The 19,119-nt window shown below is 65.8% G+C and carries 14 protein-coding genes; 6 read left to right on the top strand and 8 right to left on the bottom strand.

Going from position 1 to position 19,119, the window contains the following annotated elements:
* From KYC_RS29870 to KYC_RS05745, 5 genes are all read left to right on the top strand, one after another.
* A partial coding sequence (locus KYC_RS29870) for a Tim44 domain-containing protein (protein WP_008159838.1) occupies positions 1–793 on the top strand: 793 nt, incomplete at its 5' end.
* A 181-nt stretch (positions 794–974) separates the two neighbouring features.
* Positions 975–1,613, top strand: a complete 639-nt coding sequence (locus tag KYC_RS05760) for a ubiquinone biosynthesis accessory factor UbiJ (RefSeq protein ID WP_008159836.1) — start codon at positions 975–977, stop codon at positions 1,611–1,613.
* A gap of 3 nt (positions 1,614–1,616) precedes the next feature.
* Positions 1,617–3,170: a ubiquinone biosynthesis regulatory protein kinase UbiB gene (gene ubiB, locus KYC_RS05755; protein ID WP_008159834.1), complete on the top strand. Its 1,554-nt coding sequence runs from the start codon at positions 1,617–1,619 to the stop codon at positions 3,168–3,170.
* Positions 3,171–3,351: 181 nt separating this feature from the next.
* Positions 3,352–4,230, top strand: a complete 879-nt coding sequence (locus KYC_RS05750) for a hypothetical protein (protein ID WP_008159832.1) — start codon at positions 3,352–3,354, stop codon at positions 4,228–4,230.
* Positions 4,231–4,249: 19 nt separating this feature from the next.
* Entirely contained in the window at positions 4,250–4,738 is a 489-nt protein-coding gene (locus tag KYC_RS05745) for an adenylyltransferase/cytidyltransferase family protein (RefSeq protein ID WP_008159830.1), read from the top strand.
* Between the two features lie 85 nt (positions 4,739–4,823).
* Here the strand turns inward: KYC_RS05745 and KYC_RS05740 are convergent, their stop codons facing one another.
* The 6 genes from KYC_RS05740 to KYC_RS05715 form a co-directional block, all read right to left on the bottom strand.
* Entirely contained in the window at positions 4,824–6,155 is a 1,332-nt protein-coding gene (locus tag KYC_RS05740; RefSeq protein WP_043517670.1) for a TolC family outer membrane protein, read from the bottom strand.
* A 79-nt stretch (positions 6,156–6,234) separates the two neighbouring features.
* Positions 6,235–6,915 (bottom strand): protein-L-isoaspartate O-methyltransferase family protein, encoded by a 681-nt coding sequence (locus tag KYC_RS05735; RefSeq protein WP_008159826.1) that lies wholly within the window; start codon positions 6,913–6,915, stop codon positions 6,235–6,237.
* Positions 6,916–7,083: 168 nt separating this feature from the next.
* Positions 7,084–7,926, bottom strand: coding sequence for a bifunctional hydroxymethylpyrimidine kinase/phosphomethylpyrimidine kinase (thiD, locus tag KYC_RS05730; RefSeq protein ID WP_008159824.1), 843 nt, complete (start codon positions 7,924–7,926; stop codon positions 7,084–7,086).
* On the bottom strand, positions 7,923–8,726 hold the full coding sequence (locus KYC_RS05725; protein ID WP_008159822.1) for a thiazole synthase: 804 nt from the start codon (positions 8,724–8,726) through the stop codon (positions 7,923–7,925). The genes thiD and KYC_RS05725 overlap by 4 nt, the downstream gene beginning before the upstream one ends.
* A gap of 151 nt (positions 8,727–8,877) precedes the next feature.
* A complete protein-coding gene (locus KYC_RS05720) occupies positions 8,878–9,783 on the bottom strand; it encodes a cobalamin-binding protein (RefSeq protein ID WP_008159820.1) in 906 nt (301 codons plus the stop codon).
* A 53-nt stretch (positions 9,784–9,836) separates the two neighbouring features.
* Positions 9,837–11,882 (bottom strand): TonB-dependent receptor, encoded by a 2,046-nt coding sequence (locus tag KYC_RS05715; protein ID WP_008159819.1) that lies wholly within the window; start codon positions 11,880–11,882, stop codon positions 9,837–9,839.
* A 444-nt stretch (positions 11,883–12,326) separates the two neighbouring features.
* Between KYC_RS05715 and metH the strand changes: the two genes are divergently transcribed.
* The gene (metH, locus tag KYC_RS05710) at positions 12,327–16,100 is read left to right on the top strand and encodes a methionine synthase (RefSeq protein ID WP_043517666.1); all 3,774 of its coding nucleotides are present in this window, start codon (positions 12,327–12,329) and stop codon (positions 16,098–16,100) included.
* A 163-nt stretch (positions 16,101–16,263) separates the two neighbouring features.
* Here the strand turns inward: metH and KYC_RS05705 are convergent, their stop codons facing one another.
* Together KYC_RS05705 and KYC_RS29865 are read right to left on the bottom strand one after the other, a co-directional pair.
* Positions 16,264–18,165 carry a T6SS phospholipase effector Tle1-like catalytic domain-containing protein gene (locus KYC_RS05705; RefSeq protein WP_008159815.1) on the bottom strand — a complete coding sequence of 634 codons (1,902 nt, stop codon included), beginning with the start codon at positions 18,163–18,165 and terminating at the stop codon, positions 16,264–16,266.
* Positions 18,162–18,923, bottom strand: a complete 762-nt coding sequence (locus tag KYC_RS29865) for a DUF3304 domain-containing protein (protein ID WP_238531890.1) — start codon at positions 18,921–18,923, stop codon at positions 18,162–18,164. The genes KYC_RS05705 and KYC_RS29865 overlap by 4 nt, the downstream gene beginning before the upstream one ends.
* Between the last annotated feature and the right edge of the window lie 196 nt (positions 18,924–19,119).

The raw sequence follows: 19,119 nt of genomic DNA, 5'->3' as shown, positions 1-19,119 counted from the left end.
AGCCGCCGGCGCGGCCACGGCCGGCGCCGCAGGCGCCGCCGCCAAGAGCGGCGCCTCGCGCTGGCTGGGTCCCATCGCCGGCATCGCCGCAGGCCTGGGCATCGCCGCACTGCTCTCCAGCATGGGCCTGTCGGGCGCTTTCCTGGAGTTCCTGTCGTCCGCGCTGCTGATCGCCGCAGTCGTTTTCGCGATCATGTTCATCGTCCGCCGCCTGCGCGGCGCCGGTCCGCGCACCGCGACGCAGGGCGCGTTCGGCGGGGCCAACAACGCCCCGGGCCAGCAGCAACAGCAACCGATGTGGCGTGAATCGCTGCAGCCGGGCGCCGCGGCTCCCGCTGCACCGGCCGCCGCCGCTCCGGTCGCGCCTCCGGCTGTCCTGCCCAAGGTCGGCGACGACACCAACTGGTTCGTGCCTGGCGACTTCGATACGGCTAACTTCCTGAAGCAAGCCAAGGATCAGTTCGTGCGCATCCAGGCCGTCTGGGACAGCGGCAGCACCGATGGCCTGCGCGAATTCCTGACCGATGACCTGATCACCGAGCTCAAGCCCCAGCTGGCCGAGCGCGGCGCTGCGCCCAACAAGACCGAAGTGGTCCTGCTGAACGCCGAAATGCTGGGCATCGAAACGGTGTCCGACGGCCACCTGGCCAGCGTGCGCTTCTCGGGCATGCTGCGCGAGGCCCCCGGCGCCGAGGCCTTCCGCTTCGAAGAGGTCTGGAACCTGTTCAAGCCCGCCAATGGCGGCTGGTTGCTGGCCGGCATCCAGCAGATTCCGGTGGAGCACGCCAGCTAAGCCTGGCGAGCCCGGCTCGACCGATCTGTGCCGCGGGCGCCGCAAGGCGTCCGCCCGAACCGGCCCCTTGAGGGCCGGTTTTTCCATGTGCCGCCGCAAAACGCGCAGCCATCTAACCCGTTACACTCCCGATTTACCCATCAACTCCGCCAACCCCGTCCGCCGGGCCGTTGCAACCGTCATGCTGCCTCTTCCGTTCCTGCCCACGCCCAAGCGATTGGCTGTAAGCGCCCTCAACGCCCTCCTGCGGCGCGAAGACTGGGCGCGCGAACGCCTGGCGCGGCACGCCGGCAAGACGGTGCGCTTTGCGATGGGCGGGTTCACACTGGGGCTGTCGATCGACAGCGAGGGCCTGGCTGACCAGGCCGATCCTGCCGTGGTGCCCGACGTCACCCTGACCGTTGCGCCGGAAAAGCTGCCGCTGCCGCGCCTGGGCGCCGGCGGCGAAGCCCCGGATTTCGCGCAGGCCACGCACATTTCCGGCGACGCGGCGCTGGCCCAGGTGGTGGCCGACCTGTCCAAGCAATTGCGTTGGGACCCCGAGGACGCCTTGGCCCGCGTGGTGGGCGACATCGCCGCGCTGCGCATCGTGGGCGGCGCCCGCGCCGTGGCCGGCGGGGCGCGCACGGCCGGCCTGCGGCTGGCCGAGAACGTTTCTGAGTACCTTGCCGAGGAAAGCGGCGTCCTGGCGGGCCGTCCCGCGCTGGAGCAGTGGCGCCTGGACCTGGCCGAACTGAACGCCCGCGCGGATGCGCTGGCCCGGTCCGCCACGGCCCTTCAAACCCGTCTGGCCGCGGCCGGCGCGAAGCGGGGCGTCTGATCCATGTTTCCCTTGCTGCGCCTCTTTCGCATCATCATCGTCTCGCTGCGCTATGGCCTGGATGAGCTGGTGCTCTCCAGCCTGAATCATCCGCTGGCCACCTGCCTGCTGCGCGTCATCCGGCTGGGCACGCGCCCGCGCCGGCCGCGCGGCGAGCGGCTGCGCCTGGCGCTCGAATCGTTGGGCCCCATTTTCGTCAAGTTCGGGCAGGTGCTGTCCACGCGCCGCGACCTGATCCCCGCTGATATCGCGGATGAGCTCGCCCTGCTGCAGGACCGCGTGCCGCCGTTCCCGTCGGCGCAGGCCGCCGCCTGCATCGAGGCGGCCCTGGGCGCGCCGCCCGAAAAGCTGTTCGCGCAATTCGAGATCGACCCCGTGGCCTCGGCCTCGATTGCGCAGGTCCATTTCGCCGTGCTGCACGACGGGCGCGAGGTCGCCGTGAAGGTGCTGCGCCCGGGCATGCTCAGCATCATTGAAAAGGATCTGTCCCTGCTCAAGATCGTGGCGCGCATCATCGAACGCCTGGGCGCGGACGGCCGCCGCCTGAAGCCGCGAGAGGTCGTGGCCGAGTTCGACAAGTACCTGCACGACGAGCTGGACCTGGTGCGCGAGGCCTCCAACTGCAGCCAGCTGCGCCGCAACTTTGGCCCCGAATCCGGCCGTGGCGACATGCTGATCGTGCCCGAGGTCATCTGGGAATACACGGCGTCCACCGTGTTCACCATGCAGCGCATGTACGGCATGCCGGTGGGCCAGGTGGACCGCATGCGGGCGGCCGGCATCGACATCCCGACGCTGGCGCGCACGGGCGTGGAGATCTTCTTCACTCAGGTGTTCACCGACGGCTTCTTCCACGCCGACATGCATCCGGGCAACATCTACGTGTCGGACCGCCCCGATACGCTGGGCAGCTATATCGCGCTGGACTTCGGCATCGTGGGTTCGCTGTCCGAATTCGACAAAAATTACCTGGCGCAGAATTTCCTGGCCTTCTTCCACCGCGACTACCGCCGCGTGGCGCAGTTGCACATCGAATCGGGCTGGGTGCCGCCCGACACGCGCGAGGAAGAACTGGAGGGCGCGGTGCGCGCCGTCTGCGAACCGTACTTTGACCGGCCGCTGTCGGAAATCTCGCTGGGGCAGGTGCTGCTCAGGCTGTTCCAGACCTCGCGCCGTTTCAACGTGGAGATCCAGCCGCAGCTCGTGCTGCTGCAAAAGACCTTGCTGAACGTCGAGGGATTGGGCCGCCAGCTCGATCCCAACCTGGATCTCTGGAAGACCGCCAAGCCCTATCTGGAACGCTGGATGCGTCAGCGTGTCGGATTCAAGGGCCTGCGGCAAAGCCTGGAAAAAGAAGCCGCGCAGTGGTCGCAAATGCTGCCGGCCTTGCCCAGGCTGGTTCATGATCACCTGAGCCGTCCGAATGTCTCGCCTGCGCTGCTGGCCGAGATGGTTCAGCTGCGCCGCGCCCAGGAGCAGAACAACCGGCTGGTTGCAGCGCTGGTTGGGGTGCTGGCGCTGGCGATCGGGGTCGCGATCTGGGCCCTGACACGGTAGGCGGCGCCATGATCTAGACCTTCATTGTCATGTTTCATTCATGAAACGGTCATCATAGCTTCGCGGGAGACGGCGAAAAATAGCGCTGCGGTGGATGAATGCAGCGCCCACGCCTGCAAGACGCGCGCGCCATTCATCAATTCTCATAGCCCCACTAGCGGGACGAATACAAGGGCAGAACATGCTTTATCCTGAACTCTTCAAGACCATGGAAGCCGTGCGCTGGAACATGGCGCACGACATTCCCTGGGGCGATTTCGACCGCAGCAAGCTCTCGGACGAGCAGGCCCACACGATCAAGATGAACGCCATCACCGAGTGGGCGGCGCTGCCGGCCACCGAGATGTTCCTGCGCGACAACCGCGGCGACAGCGATTTCTGCGCGTTCATGTCGGTGTGGTTCTTTGAAGAGCAGAAGCATTCGCTGGTGCTGATTGAATATCTGCGCCGCTTCTGCCCGGACCTGGTCCCCACCGAAGAAGAGCTGCACAACGTGCGCTTCGAATTCGACGCGGCGCCGGAACTCGAAACACTGATGCTGCACTTCTGCGGCGAAGTGCGACTGAACCACTGGTATCGCCGCGCGGCCGAATGGCACACGGAGCCCGTCATCAAGGCCATCTACAAGACGGTCGCGCAGGACGAGGCGCGCCATGCGGGCGCCTACCTGCAGTACATGCGTCGCGCGTTGCACGACCGTGGCCAGGACACCAGCGCGCAGGCCCGCCTGGCGTTCTCGAAGATCGGCGTGCTGATGGCATCGGCCGGCCGCACCCACCAGGCGCTGCACCCGACCAACCTGCACGTGAACAAGGACCTGTTCCCGAACGACACCGTGCAGTCGCGCCTGCCCGAGCCGGGCTGGCTGGAGCACTGGCTGGACACGCAGATCCGCTTTGACGGCGTCTGGGAGCAAAAGGTCGCCACGCGCATCCTGCACATCCTCTCCAAGCTCATGGACCGCAGCTTCGAGACCGTGAAGGACCTGAACCGCTACCGCAAGGAAATGACCGCGCTGATCGTCCCCAAGGAAAAAGAGATCATCCTGGGCGGCGCCTGATCCCCCCTATAATCGCCGCATGTCCGCCGCCCGCTTCGAATCCAAGGTCCTGTCCCGCGACGAGTGCGTCGCCGCCGTCGCCGCCGGCCGCTTCCCGCGGCCGCTGGTGTTCACCAACGGCGTGTTCGACATCCTGCACCGCGGGCACGCCACCTACCTGGACCAGGCCGCCCAATTGGGCGCCACGCTGGTGGTGGCGGTGAACACCGACGAATCGGTGCGCCGGCTGGGCAAGGGCGCCGAGCGCCCGCTGAACCGCATGGAAGACCGCGCAGCGCTGCTGGCCGCGCTGGGATTCGTGACCGTGGTCACGTCCTTCCACGAGGACACGCCCGAGGCCCTGATCGGCCAGATCAAGCCTGACCTGATCGTCAAGGGGGGCGACTACGACATGGAAAAGCTGCCCGAGACCGCGCTGGTCAAGACCTGGGGCGGCCGCGCGGTGGCCATTCCCTTCGAATTTCAGCGCTCCACCACGGCGCTGGTGAAGAAGATCCAGGGCGCCTGAGCGCGCTGCGCCAAGACGCAAAAAAGGCGGCCCGCGAGGCCGCCTTTTCTTTTCTTTGGGCGCCCGATGCCGGGCGCGACCGCGTTCAGCGCGGGTCGCGCAGCAGCCGGTTGATCGCTTCCAGGTCGGTTTCGGCCAGGATGCCGCTGGTGGCCTTCAGGCGCAGGCCGGCCAGCACCGTGCTGTAGCGCGCCAGCGCCAGGTCGCGCTGGGTGGCGTAGAGCTGCTGCTGGGCGTTGAGCACGTCCAGGTTGATGCGCACGCCGACCTCATAGCCCGTGCGGTTGGCCTCGACCGCCGCGCGGCTGGACTTTTCGCCCGCTTCCAGCGCCTGGATGCGCGCCAGGCCGCTGGTGACGCCGGTGTAGTACTGGCGCGTGGCCTGGACGGCCTGGCGGCGCGCCGTTTCGAAGTCGTAGCGCGCTTTCTGTTCCAGCTCGACCTTTTCGGTGACCTGCGAAGACACCCCTCCGCCCGCGTACAGCGGAATGGACAGTACCACGCCGATGGTGTTGTCGATCGGCTTGCCCGGGGCCGCGTTGCGCATGACGGCGTCGCTGGCGCTGCCGCTGGTGGCCCGCAGGTTCAGGGTGGGGTAATGGCCGCTCTTGGCGATCTGGATCTCGCGGCCGGCGATGCGGGTCAAGAGTTGCGCGCGCAGCACTTCCAGGCTGGAAGATTCGGCCTGGTTGCTCCAGTCGGCGATGCGGGCGGGCTGCGGCGCGGGCAACTGCACGCCATAGGGCAGTTCGGCCAGGGCGCCGGGCTGCGCACCGATGATCTTGGCGAGCTCGTCGCGGCGCACTTCCAGGTCGTTCTGCAGCCGCAGTTCCTGGGCGACGACGAGGTCATAGCGCGACTGCGCCTCGTAGGTGTCGGTGATGGTGGAGTTGCCAAGTTCAAAGTTGCGCTTGGCCGATTCGAGCTGCCCTGCGACTGCAGCCTTTTCGGCTTCGGTGGCGGTCAGCGTGTCCTGGGCGTAGAGGACGTTGAAATAGGCGTCCGCGACGCGCAGCAGCAGGTCCTGGTGGGCCTGCTGGAGTTGCACTTCGACGTCGGCGACGATGAGCTTGGATTGTTCGAAATTCTGCCAGCGGCCCCAGTCGAACAGCGGCTGGGTCAGCGCCAGGTCCCACACGCCGCGCCCGCCGCTGTAAGCGTAGGACAGGCCACGGGTGCTGCGGGTTTCCTGGTAGGCGCCGCCGGCTTCGGCGGTGATCAGCGGCAGCAGCAGCGCGCGGGCCTGGGGTTCTTTTTCCAGGCCGGCGCGGTAGTTGGCGCGCGCGGCGGCATAGGTGGGATCTTTGCTCAGCGCGGCCTGCCAGACCTGCACGAGATTCTGCGCGGAGGCGGCAACGGGGCCGACGCTTGCGGCGCAGGTGAAAACCAGTAAAGCCGTAAGCAATCGGACGCGCATGATCTTCAACAATACGCCGGGCCGCCGGAGGGTGCGCCGGCCCCATGGGGGACCGGACGAGGGCGGCAGGGTTGCGGGTTTAGAACTTGAACTGGGAGACCGTGACGCCGCGCAACGGCTTGATGACCGTTTCGAACAGGTTCACGGTTTCGAAGCTGGCGGCAGTGGTGCGGGTGATGCGACAGGCCGTCATGACCGGCGCCTGGCCCACGATCACGACCAGGCGGCCGCCCACGCGCAGCTGGTACTTCAGCGCGTCGGGCACGACCGGCACGGAGCCCGTGACCAGGATGGCGTCGTATTCGGTGGAGCCCCAACCGTTGCGGGCGTCGCCGGTTTCGACCTTGACGTTGGTGACGTTGTTGATCTGCAGGTTCTGCTGCGCGAAGGTCACGAGGCGGCTGTCGATTTCCACCGAGGTGACCTGTTGCGCCAGGTAGCCCAGCAGGGCAGCCTGGTAGCCCGAACCCGTGCCGATTTCCAGCACGCAGTCGGATTTGGTCAGGAGCAATTCCTGGGCAAGGCGCGCTTCCACCTTGGGCGCCAGCATGTTCTGGCGCGTATTGACCGCATTGATCTCGAGCGGCAGCTCCAGGTCGGAAAACGCCAGGGCGCGCAGGGCCGGCGGAACGAATTGTTCGCGGCGCACATCGAACAGCGCTTGCAGCACGTTGGCGTCCAGGACATCCCACGGGCGGATCTGCTGTTCCACCATATTGAAGCGGGCTTGTTCTACGTCGGGCAGGGTCGAGGCGTTCATGACGGTCAGAAAAAACAGAGGAATCAACAGGCCATTGTACCGATTCGTAGCGTCCTGTGACGCCATGCCCCGCAGGCAGATGTTTCAGACTTGAAGCGCGGGGCCCGGAAATGCAGGCGGCGCCCCGGGGGGCGCCGCCTGGAACCGCAAGGGGCCGCTACTGCGGCCTTACCACCAGCGGTGGAAGTGATGGACCGGGCCGTGGCCGGATCCGACCGACAGGCGCTCGGCGTGGCGGATGGCCTCGGTGAGGTAGGCCTTGGCCCGCTTGGCGGCTTCCGGTGTGTCCCCGATTTGCGGCAGCAACGCCGCCAGCGCGGCCGACAGCGTGCAGCCGGTGCCGTGCGTGTTGGGCGTGTCGATGCGGTGGCCGGGCAGCTCGATCATCCGGTCGCCGTCGTGCAGCAGGTCGATGGTCTCGCTGCCGGGCAGGTGGCCGCCCTTGACCAGCACCCAGCGTTCGCCGGAGTGCGCCAGCTTGTTGCGCAGGCGTTCGGCCACGCGCCGCATTTCTTTGACGGTCTCGACCGGGCGTTCTTCCAGCAGCACGCCGGCTTCGGGCAGGTTGGGCGTCAGCAGGGTGGTTTGGGGCAGCATGGCTTCGCGCATGGCGCCCACGGCGTCGTTTTCCAGCAGCAGGTCGCCGCTTTTCGCGACCATGACGGGATCCAGCACCACATGGGCCGGCGTCCATTTGGCCAGTTTTTCAGCCACGACCTCGATGACCGGCCTCTGGCCGAGCATGCCGATCTTGACGGCGTCGATGCGCACATCGGTGAACAGCGTGTCGATCTGCTGGCCGACGAAGGCGGGCGGCACCGGCGAAATGCCGGTCACGCCCTGGGTGTTCTGCGCGGTTAGCGCGGCGATGACCGCGCAGCCGTAGGCGCCCAGCGCGCTCATCGCCTTGACGTCGGCCAGGATGCCGGCGCCGCCGGACGGATCGACGCCCGCGATGGTCAGCGCGTTGGGAATGGGGCGGCCGTTGTCGGCCGGCTGGCGGGAGCTCATTTGGCGGGACCGCCGGTGATCAGCCCTTCGGTGGGCGAGCTGGGCGCGCCGCTGTAGAGCTTCTTGGGCATGCGGCCGGCCAGGAAGGCCTCGCGGCCGCCTTCCACGCCCTTCTTCATGGCGCTGGCCATGAGGATGGGGTCGCGCGCGGCGGCGATGGCGGTGTTCATCAGCACGGCGTCGCAGCCCAGTTCCATGGCGATGGCCGCGTCCGACGCGGTGCCCACGCCGGCGTCCACGACGACCGGCACGCGGGCCTGGTCGATGATGAGGCGCAGATTCCAGGGATTCAGGATGCCCATGCCCGAGCCGATCAGCGAGGCCAGGGGCATGACGGCCACGGCGCCCATGTCTTCGAGCATGCGGCACTGGATGGGGTCGTCGGTGCAATAGACCATGACCTTGAAGCCCTCGTCGACCAGCGTCTTGGTGGCCTTGAGCGTTTCGGGCATGTTGGGGAACAGGGTGTGGGGATCGCCCAGCACTTCCAGCTTCACCAGGTCGTGACCATCCAGCAGTTCGCGGGCCAGGCGCAGGGTGCGCACGGCGTCGTCGGCCGTGTAGCAGCCCGCCGTGTTGGGCAGCAGGGTGAATTTGGAGGTCGGGACGTAGTCCAGCAGGTTCGGTTCGCCGGCGTTCTGGCCAATATTGGTGCGGCGGATCGCGACGGTGACGATTTCCGTGCCGCTGGCGTCCAGCGCCGCGCGGGTCTGTTCGAAGTCCTTGTACTTGCCGGTGCCGACGAGCAGGCGCGACGAATAGGCGCGGCCGGCGATGGTGAGAGTGTCTTGTGTGGTCATGGCGTTGCTTCAAAGGGCGGGCGCGCACGATGCGAGGCCCGCGGGGGACTGGCTGTTGTTGCACGAATGATAAAGCACGACGCGGCGGGGCAGTGGACGGCCATGGGGCCGCGCGTTCCACTATTTGCGCAAGGCGCGCGATGCGGGCGCCTCAGCGCACGCGGTCCAGGTCCGCGCAGATAGCCTCGGCCGCGTCGATCAGCCGCGGCCCGGGGCGGTACAGCGCGTCGGCGTCGACGCCGTAGACGTGGCCCTGGCGGGCCGCCGGCAGCCCCATCGCCTGCCAGGCCGCCAGATTCTTCGGGGTGTCCTCCGGCCGCGCGACGCCGGCCAGCACCGCCTCGGGACGGGCGGCCAGCACGCCCTCCAGGGTGACCTGGGGCGCCACGATGGCGGCCTGTCCAAAGACGTTGACGCCGCCGCACAGGCGCAGCGCGTCGCTGACGATACTGCTGTCGTTCAGGGTGTAGATGGGGTCCAGGCCGGCCTGCACGAAGACGCGGACCGGCCGGCGGCCGGCGTAGCGCGCCTGCAGGGCCTGCAGCCGGGCGCGCATGTCCCGCGCAGCCGCGCGCGCAACAGGCTCGGTGCCGAACAGGACGCCCATGCGTTCCACCGCGCCGGGAATGGCCGCCAGCGTCAGCGGGTCGCTGTAAAACACGGGCACGCCCAGCTTGTCCATCACGCGCGCCAGCGGTTCGGCGGCGGACGGCAGCCAGGCGATCAACAGGTCGGGGCGGGCGGCGGCCACGCGCTCGGCGTCCGGCTGCGTGCCGTCGCCGATGACGGGCAACGCGCGCGCCGCGGGCGGGTAATCGCTGCCGCGCACGGTGCCGACCAGGTGGCCGCCTGCGCCGGCGGCGTAGACGAGTTCGGTCGCGTGCGGCGCCAGCGTGACGGCGCGGCGCGCCGGCGCGGCCAGGACGACGCTGCGGTCGCGGTCGTCCTGGACTCGGATAGCGGCGTCCGGGCCGGCCGGCGCCCCATGGGCGAGCGCCGGGCCCAACGCCAGCATCAGCGTCAGTCCGGCGGTCGTCAGGGCGCGGTCGGGTGTCATGCGTGGTCTCGATAGGGTCGGCGGGGCACGCCGACTATATCGGAAGGCGGCAATCAGTAGCGCAGCGTGAGCGACGCGTAGAAGTTGCGGCCGGGGGCGGGATACAGGCTGTAGTTGGCGACGGGGCCCAGCATTTCGAACGACGCATTGCCGCCGCGGATGCCGTAGGTGGCGTACTGGCGGTCGAAAATGTTGTTCACGCCCACCGCGCCTTCGATGTTGCGGGTGAACTTGTAGGCCAGCTTCGTGTTGAACAGGACGTAGGCGTCCAGCTGCTTGTCGAACTGGTTGGCCTGGTCGTTGTCCATGCGCGACTTGCCCACGTACTGCGCCGACACATTCCACAGGAACGCGTCGGTGGGGCGCCAGGTCACGCCGGCGTTGGCCAGCCACTTGGGCGCCAGCGGCACGGTCTTGCCCGACAGGTCCACGCCCGCGTAGGTGCCGGAGCGGAATTGCGCTTCCATCCAGGTGACGTTGGCGTCCAGTGTCAGGCTGCTGGAAATGGCGGTGCGGCCTTCCAGCTCGATCCCCTGGCGGCGGGTCGGATCCAGGTTGGTGTTGGCGCCGGTGCCCGGGCCCCACAGGCCGTCGGCCAGCGGGTTGTACTGGATTTCGTTGGTCAGGTCATAGCGGAAGTACGACAGGCGGGCGCTGCTGGTGGCCGATTGCCAGGTGACGCCCAGTTCCTTGTCGGTAGAGGTCTGCGGCGCGAGCGGCGACTGGACCGACAGCAGTTCGTCGGCATTGGGCAGGCGGAAGCTGCGGCCGACCTTGCCGTATACGCCGAAGCCGCCGGACAGGTCTTGGCGCACGCCCAGCTGCCAGGCGGTCAGGTGGTTGCTGCGGTTGGACTCCGTGCCCGAGCCCGTGATCACCTCCAGGTCGTCCGACGCGTACTGGCGGCGCACGCCCATGGTCACGTAGGTGCTGTCCGTGGCGCGGATCTGGCCTTCGGCGAACAGTCCGTACTGGTGCTGGCGGGACTGCCACTTGGACGGCTCGAAGTCGTAGTAGGCGTTCTGGTTGGCCGTGGTCTTGGCTTCCTGCGCGTCGGCGCCGAACACGAGGCTGTGGCCGCCGTCGATGGGCAGGCGGTAGCGCACGCTGGCGATGTTCTCTTCCAGCTTCTGGTCGCGCAGCGTGTCGCCGAAACCGTCGTAGGTCAGGCCGTTGAGCTTCTTTTCGCGGGTGGACAGGTCGGCGTACAGCGAACCGGCGCCGATGGCCTGTTCCAGCTGCAGGCCGAACGTGGTGGTCGTGGTCTTGACGTAGTCGACGTCGTTCTTCGAGCCGCGCGGGTCGTCCTGGAATTCGTTCACGCCCGTGGTCGGGTTGATCGTGCGCGGGCCGGGCAGTTCCAGCTTCTGCGTGGTCGTGCGGCCGTACAGGCGGATCGAGCCGTCGCTGTGGCGGAACGTGATGCCGCCGCCGCCGCCCTCGCGGCGCTCGCCGCTGTTGTCGCGGTAGCCGTCGCTGTGCAGCGACTGCATGTAGGCGTCGACGCCCACCTTTTCGTTGTTCATGGAGACGGCGGCGTCGTACTGGCGCAGGCCGTAGCTGCCGAAGGTGGCGGTGGCGCGGGCGCTCACCGGTTCCTTCGAGAAATCCGATTTCGTGATGATGTTGATGACGCCGCCGGTGGTGCCGCCGCCGTATTGCACCGAACCGCTGCCGCGCACGATCTCGATGCGTTCCACCTGGTCCAGCGGCACCACGCCCAGGCTGGGCGCCGACAGGTCGTTGGTGTTCTGCTTCACGCCGTCGATCAGGATCAGCGTGTTGCTGGCGCCGGTGATGCCGAAGCCGCGCAGGTCGACGATGGCGTTGTCGCTGGAGCTGGTGGTGTTGATCAGGTTGATGCCGGATTGCGTCGACAGCAGGTCCTGCATGGTGCGGGCGCTGCTGGCCGCGATGTCTTCGGCGGTGATGACCGAGATCGACACCGGCAGCGTGCGGCCGTCGGTGGGCACGCGCTGGGCGGTGACGGTGATGCTGTCCAGTTCGGTGGCGGCGGGAGCGGTTTGCTGGGCGGCGGCGATGGCCGGAGCGGAACAGAGCAGGGCGCCGGCGTAGCGCCGGATGGAGCGGGCTTTCATCTACATACCTCGAAGCGGCCCGCGACCCCGCAGGCCATGCACGATGGGGAGGATGTCCTGGCGCCGGGCCGTGCGGCCGGGCGGCATTCAAGGGACATCCTGACGAGCGAACAGGCCGGTATCGGGCTGCCATGGGCGCGATGCGCGCATGGGGACCGTTGCGGGGGCAGCACAGGCTGGACGCCGGGGCGCCTGGCGGCTTTGTGGGCGGCGCGGCGGCCCTGGCGGGCGTCTTCCTGTTTCCCGTTTACCTTTCGCGCGCGGCGGGCAAGTGTTGCGTTCTTGCCCGGCCTGATGCGCCGAAAGCACCGGTTCGGGGCCGAAACTGTATCACCGAGGGGCGCGCACAGGCCCATTTTGTTACGATCATGGCTTGTTTTTTCGGCATTTTTCGCTTTTTAGCCACATCCGCGCCGACGTGGCCAACCCCATTTGGACCTGATCGTGTCTTATCCCCGTCTGCCGTACCCTCCCGAAGCCTATACCCAGGGCGGTGAATTCGCGCGCCTGCTGGGCAAGCGCATCCTGATCCTGGACGGCGCCATGGGCACCATGATCCAGCGCTACAAGCTGGGCGAGGCCGACTTCCGCGGCGAGCGCTTCAAAGACCACGGCAAGGATGTGAAGGGCAACAACGAGCTCCTGTCGCTGGTGCGGCCCGACGTGATCTCGGAAATCCATCGTCAGTACCTGGAAGCCGGCGCGGACGTCATCGAGACCAACACCTTCGGCGCCACCACCATCGCGCAGGGCGACTACGACCTGCCGGAACTGGCCTACGAACTGAACCTGGTGTCGGCCAAGCTGGCGCGCGAGGCCTGTGACGCCTACAGCACGCCGGACAAGCCGCGCTTCGTGGCCGGCGCGCTGGGGCCGCAGCCCAAGACCGCGTCCATTTCGCCGGACGTGAACGACCCGGGCGCGCGCAACGTCACCTTCGACGAACTGCGCGTCGCCTATATAGAACAGCTCAACGGCCTGCTGGACGGCGGCATCGACATCGTCCTGATCGAAACCATCTTCGACACGCTGAACGCCAAGGCCGCCATCTTCGCCACCGAGGAAGTCTTCGAACAGCGCGGCATCCGCCTGCCGGTGATGATCTCGGGCACCGTGACCGACGCGTCCGGCCGCATCCTGTCCGGCCAGACGGTCGAGGCCTTCTGGAACTCGGTGCGCCACGCGCGCCCGGTCACCATCGGCCTGAACTGCGCCTTGGGCGCGGCGCTGATGCGCCCCTACGTGGCGGAACTGTCCAAGATCTGCGACACCTACGTCTGCGTGTATCCCAACGCCGGCCTGCCCAACCCGATGGCGGAGACGGGCTTTGACGAAACGCCGGCCGACACCTCGGCCCTGCTTGAGGAATTCGCCCGCGCCGGGCTGGTGAACATGTCGGGCGGCTGCTGCGGCACCACGCCGGACCACATCCGCGCGATCGCCGAAAAAGTCACGGCGCTGACGCCGCGCGTCGTGCCCGACATCCCGGTCAAGACGCGCCTGTCGGGCCTGGAGGCCCTGAACATCGACGAAGACACGCTGTACGTCAACGTGGGCGAACGCACCAACGTGACGGGCAGCAAGATGTTCGCCCGCCTGATCCGCGAAGAGAAATACGACGAGGCGCTGGCCGTGGCCCGCCAGCAGGTCGAGAACGGCGCGCAGATCATCGACATCAACATGGACGAGGCCATGCTGGATTCGGTGGCCTGCATGCACCGTTTCCTGAACCTGATCGCCTCCGAACCCGACATCGCCCGCGTGCCGGTCATGATCGACAGTTCCAAGTGGGACGTCATCGAGACCGGCCTGAAGTGCGTGCAGGGCAAGGCCGTGGTGAACTCCATTTCCATGAAAGAAGGGCTGGAGCCCTTCCGCCACCACGCGCGCCTGTGCCGCCGCTACGGCGCGGCCGTGGTGGTGATGGCGTTCGACGAACAGGGCCAGGCCGACACGCTGGAGCGCCGCAAGGAAATCTGCGGCCGCGCCTACAAGATCCTGGTCGAGGAAGAGGGCTTCCCGCCGGAAGACATCATTTTCGACCCGAACGTCTTCGCGGTCGCCACCGGCATCGACGAGCACAACCACTACGCCGTGGACTTCATCGAAGGCACGCGCTGGATCCGCGAAAACCTGCCGTACGCCCGCATCTCGGGCGGCGTGTCCAACGTCAGCTTCTCGTTCCGCGGCAACGAGCCGATGCGCGAAGCCATCCACACCGTGTTCCTGTACTACGCGGTCAAGGAAGGCATGACGATGGGCATCGTCAACGCCGGCCAGCTGGGCGTGTACGCCGACCTGGATCCCAAGCTGCGCGACCTGGTCGAAGACGTGGTGCTGGACCGCGCCAATCCCGTGGGCAAGACCGAGGCCGATGACGAGCGCACGCCCACCGAGCGGCTGGTGCAGTTTGCCGACACCGTGAAGGGCACCGGCGCCAAGAAGGAAGAAGACCTGGCGTGGCGCAATGCCGAGGTCGAGCAGCGCCTGTCGCACGCGCTGGTGCACGGCATCACCGCGTTCATCGTTGAAGACACGGAAGAAGTGCGCCAGAAGATCGCCGCGCGCGGCGGCCGGCCGATCGAAGTGATCGAAGGCCCGCTGATGGACGGCATGAACGTCGTGGGCGATCTGTTCGGCGAAGGCAAGATGTTCCTGCCGCAGGTGGTGAAGTCCGCGCGCGTGATGAAGCAGGCCGTGGCGCACCTGATTCCCTTCATCGAGGAAGAAAAGCGCCAGATCGCGGCCGCGGGCGGCGACGTGCGCGCCAAGGGCAAGATCGTCATCGCTACCGTCAAGGGCGACGTGCACGACATCGGCAAGAACATCGTGTCGGTGGTCCTGCAGTGCAACAACTTCGAAGTCGTGAACATGGGCGTGATGGTGCCCTGCGCGCAGATCCTGGAAAAAGCCAAGGAAGAAAACGCCGACATCGTCGGTCTGTCCGGCCTGATCACGCCCAGCCTGGAAGAGATGGCGTATGTGGCGTCGGAAATGCAGCGCGACGAGTATTTCCGCAGCCGCAAGGTGCCGCTGATGATCGGCGGCGCCACCACCAGCCGCGTGCATACCGCCGTGAAGATCGCGCCCAACTATGAGGGCCCGGTCATCTATGTGCCGGACGCCAGCCGTTCGGTGGGCGTGGCCACCAGCCTGATGTCGGATCAATCGGAAGCCTACCTGGCCGAGCTAACGCAGGAATACGAGGACGTGCGCCGCCGCCACGCCAACCGCAAGGCGGCGCCCATCCTGCCGCTGGCCGAGGCGCGCGCGTCGCGTCCGGCGATCGACTGGGACAGCTACACGCCGCCGCGCCCGAAGTTCATCGGCCGCCGCACGTTCAAGAGCTACGACCTGGCCGAAATCGCGAAATACGTGGACTGGGGCCCGTTCTTCCAGACCTGGAGCCTATTCGGCCCGTTCCCCGCCATCCTGGAAGACAAGGTGGTGGGCGAGCAGGCGCGCAAGGTCTACGCCGACGGCCAGGCCATGATGAAGCGCATCGTCGAGGGCCGCTGGCTCAGCGCCAACGGCGTGGTCGGCTTCTATCCGGCCAACAGCGTCAACGACGAAGACATCGAGGTCTACAAGGACGAGACCCGCAGCGAAGTGCTGTTCACGTACCGCAACCTGCGCCAGCAGGGCGCCAAGCGCGAAGGCGTCAGCAACAAGTCCCTGTCCGACTTCATCGCGCCCAAGTCCAGCGGCAAGCTGGACTACATCGGCATGTTCGCCGTCACGGCCGGCCTGGGCATCGAGAAAAAAGAAGCGGAATTCGAGAAGGCGCTGGACGACTATTCCAGCATCATGCTCAAGTCGCTGGCCGACCGCCTGGCGGAAGCCTTTGCCGAATGCCTGCATGCGCGCGTGCGGCAGGACCTGTGGGGCTATGCGCCCGACGAGGCCCTGTCCAACGACGACATGATCGCCGAGAAATACGTGGGCATCCGCCCGGCGCCGGGCTATCCGGCCTGCCCGGAACACGTTGTGAAGACGGACATGTTCCGCGTGCTGGACGGCGAGGACATCGGCATGATGCTGACCGACAGCTACGCGATGTACCCCGCGTCCAGCGTGTCGGGCTTCTACTTCAGCCACCCGCAGTCGCAGTACTTCAACGTGGGCATCATCGGCGAAGACCAGCTCGAAGACTACGCCCGCCGCAGCGGACGCAGTATCGAGGACCTGAAGCGCACGCTGGCGCCGAACCTGGGCTAGTGTCCTGTCACGTTGCCAAGCCCGCCGGTATAGACCGCGACCGAGCCATTGCAGTCAACTCGGCGCGTTCTACTTCTGTCAACAGCTTTTGTGTTCGGGCCTCAACGCTGGCCATCAACATTTCCTGAGACGCCTCGTACTACGCAATTTTTCTGATGGCCACTTACCATGGGCCGCTAAAAACCTTCCCCATGTCGATGGTGCTCTGAATCGTTTGCAGTTGAGCCTCGCGCTCGCGCTGTTCAGCCTCTAGCAACTGCTGCTCGGTCGGTGGCGCATGGGTCACGGGCTTGCCCGTACCCTGGTATACCCGGCGAAAACGCAGATACCCCTGGCTCTCCCAACTGGTGGGCACCGGATCTATGCACGCAGCCCAGTACAGGGGTTGGTCGAATGGCCGAAAGCCCGCATACGAGTCGTGCATATAGTTTGCAAACAGGTAAGCCTGAGGGGTCAGGTGTTCGGGATTCTCAGGTGTGCCGAGAATCGGATGGGCCTTGATATGCGTCAGCACGTCCTGGGCTTCGCTTGCCAGCGCAGCGCGCCGGACGGTGCTTGCCGCTTCGAGCCCCGCCAGCGCGGAGGGGTTGAGACGAGTGGCTGCACGCAAAAATTTCATCGCTTTATCGGATTCGCCTTCCAGCACAGCAATGTCCGCCAATAGCGTTTGATTTGCGCCAGTCAAGTCGTCGAAGTCGTTGGGGGTGCTCGCGCGAGCTCGCGTCACCCAAGAAAGCTCGGTCGCGTAGACGTCGCGGATTTGGTAGCGCCAGGCGAGGTAGCTAAGCAGCCATCGCGCGGTGGTGGCTTGAGGGCGCTCGGCCTGCATGAAGGCCGCATGGGCCTGACGCAAGTTGGGATGAAGCGCAAAAGGGTCGTACTGACCGTCAAGCGTCAGCGTCTTGTCCAATGGCACCTGCGCGGTCCGCGCCGCCTGATACATGAGTTCCAACGGTATTTGCGAGAGCATGTCGTCGGGTTGCCCGCTGGGGCTGCGGCCCTGGCTGCCAGGCAGGTAGCCGCCGCCGACATCCGAGTGCGTGCCGGGCAGGGCGAACTGCTTGTGGTTCTCTGGCAGCGCGCCATCGGGACCACGCAGGCTATCGAGCGGAAAGGACGTGCGGTTCTCGTGCATGGCGACGTAGTGAACGCACTGGATACTTGGCGGGACACGCAGCGCGTCGGGCGTCGCCCATGAGAAATGACCGTCTCCTCCGGCGCTGCTGGGCAACCCCACCGACGCCACGGTATCGAAGATTCCCAGAAAGCGGATCCTTGCAGGCACGCCGCACAGGCGATTTCCGTCCATCATGGCCTTGAGCCAGTTGCAGAAAACGCGCGCCTGGGTTGCTCCGCGGGAAAAGCCGAAGACATCAATGGTGATGTCCACCAGCTTGGGCTTGGACGTGTTCGCGATCTTCTCGGCCAGCGCCTGGGTTTGGCGCCGGTAGAATGCTTCGGCCTGTGGACGCGCACCGAAGAAATCACACAGCAGTCCGCCTTCCGTGCGCATCCCGACCGCATCCAGGGCCTGAATATCCTGAGTGCCTCCGGCGACGGGGGAGTAGGTGTCGGTACGCGCGATCAATCTTCGCTTGGCATTGCGGCACAAGGCCAGAATTACCTCGTCTACAAATGGAGAGATCTTTCGCCTCACGGCCTTGTGAAGAAAATCCAGAAGCTTGAGGAGTGCGAAATTAATGCGTGCATCTCCACCCCGGCCCATCGACGGGCCAAAGGTCGCATACGCGTTTTCGCCGATTTCTGGAAATGGCGTTCCGACGCCTGGGACGTATACCCGCGATATGCCCCATTCTGGCTGTTCCGGATACGCCCTGAACAGCCTGGCTACATTGCTATCCTTGCGTGCCTCGCGTTGCGTCTTTCCGAGGCCGGGGTTGCAGCCGTCCGCCTCGTCCCAATCCTGATTGTTTCCTGTGCCATCAAAGAAGATGCCGATCTGCAGATCTATTTCGCACTTTTCCGTAGCGAGGAAGCACTGCGGAAGGACCGGAAGGATGTCAGGAGTGGGGCCGACGGGATGGGTTTGAAAGATCTCGCTCACTCTGCTCGCTCCATGATCATGGGCCCATCCTGCGGAGGACACTGCCGATGCCGATTGCCATAGACATCCCAGGGATCTTTACTCGGAATTTTGTCATGCGGCCCAGGGTAGTCAGGATCCGAGTAGGCGGGAGTTATGTTGGAAGAAACAGCACGCACGACGCCGTCGGCCATGAAGTGGACATATAGACTGCCAACCTTTTCATACCGGTCCACCGGAATTCTGCGTTCATATTCTTCCCATCCGCAGTCTCGCCAATTGGTGATGCTCCATCCGACCACGACAGTCAGATCAGGCCGCCATTTTCTGGGCAGGCTGACACAGCAGACTACGGTACCGCCCGTTCCCGCCTGGAATCCGCTCGTGCTGTTCACCCAGAAATCCTGCACACTCAGGTGATCAGCCAAATGGTCAATGCCCGTAAGTGATACAGGCACCATATCTTCCTTGGCAGATCCGCTATCGCAAGCCGTCAATAGAGCGAATAGCAGAGGGATGCCTAGTTTCAGGGGGCGCATCGTTTCAAATCCTCGTTGATGTACTAAGTGATTGAATAGGCGCTGAACAGCCTGGCTACATTGCTGTCCTTGCTTGCCTCGCGCTGTGTCATCCCGGTCTTGGTTGTTTCCTGTGCCATCAAAGAAGATGCCGATCTGCAGATCGACTTCGCACGCTTCCGAGGCGGGTGTGCATGGAGGAAAAACAGGATGAATGCCTGGGATCGGACCGACGGGATGCGTTTTAGGGTGTCCACTCATTTGGCCCGCTCCATCACTGTCGGACTGTCCTGGGGAGGGCATCGGCCGGGTTGTGGTTCGTAGACCGCCCATGGTTTCTTTTGCGGAATCCGATCATGAGGCCCTGGATAGTCGGGATTCGCGTAGGCTGGATTGATATTGGATGAGACCGCACGTACGCTTCCGTCTGCCATGAAGTGGATATATAGGCTGCCAA

The sequence above is a fragment of the Achromobacter arsenitoxydans SY8 genome (genome assembly GCF_000236785.1).
GTDB classification, from domain to species: domain Bacteria; phylum Pseudomonadota; class Gammaproteobacteria; order Burkholderiales; family Burkholderiaceae_B; genus Achromobacter; species Achromobacter arsenitoxydans.
Note: the sequence above shows the minus strand (reverse complement) of the source record. Positions and strands in the feature narration are given on the sequence as shown.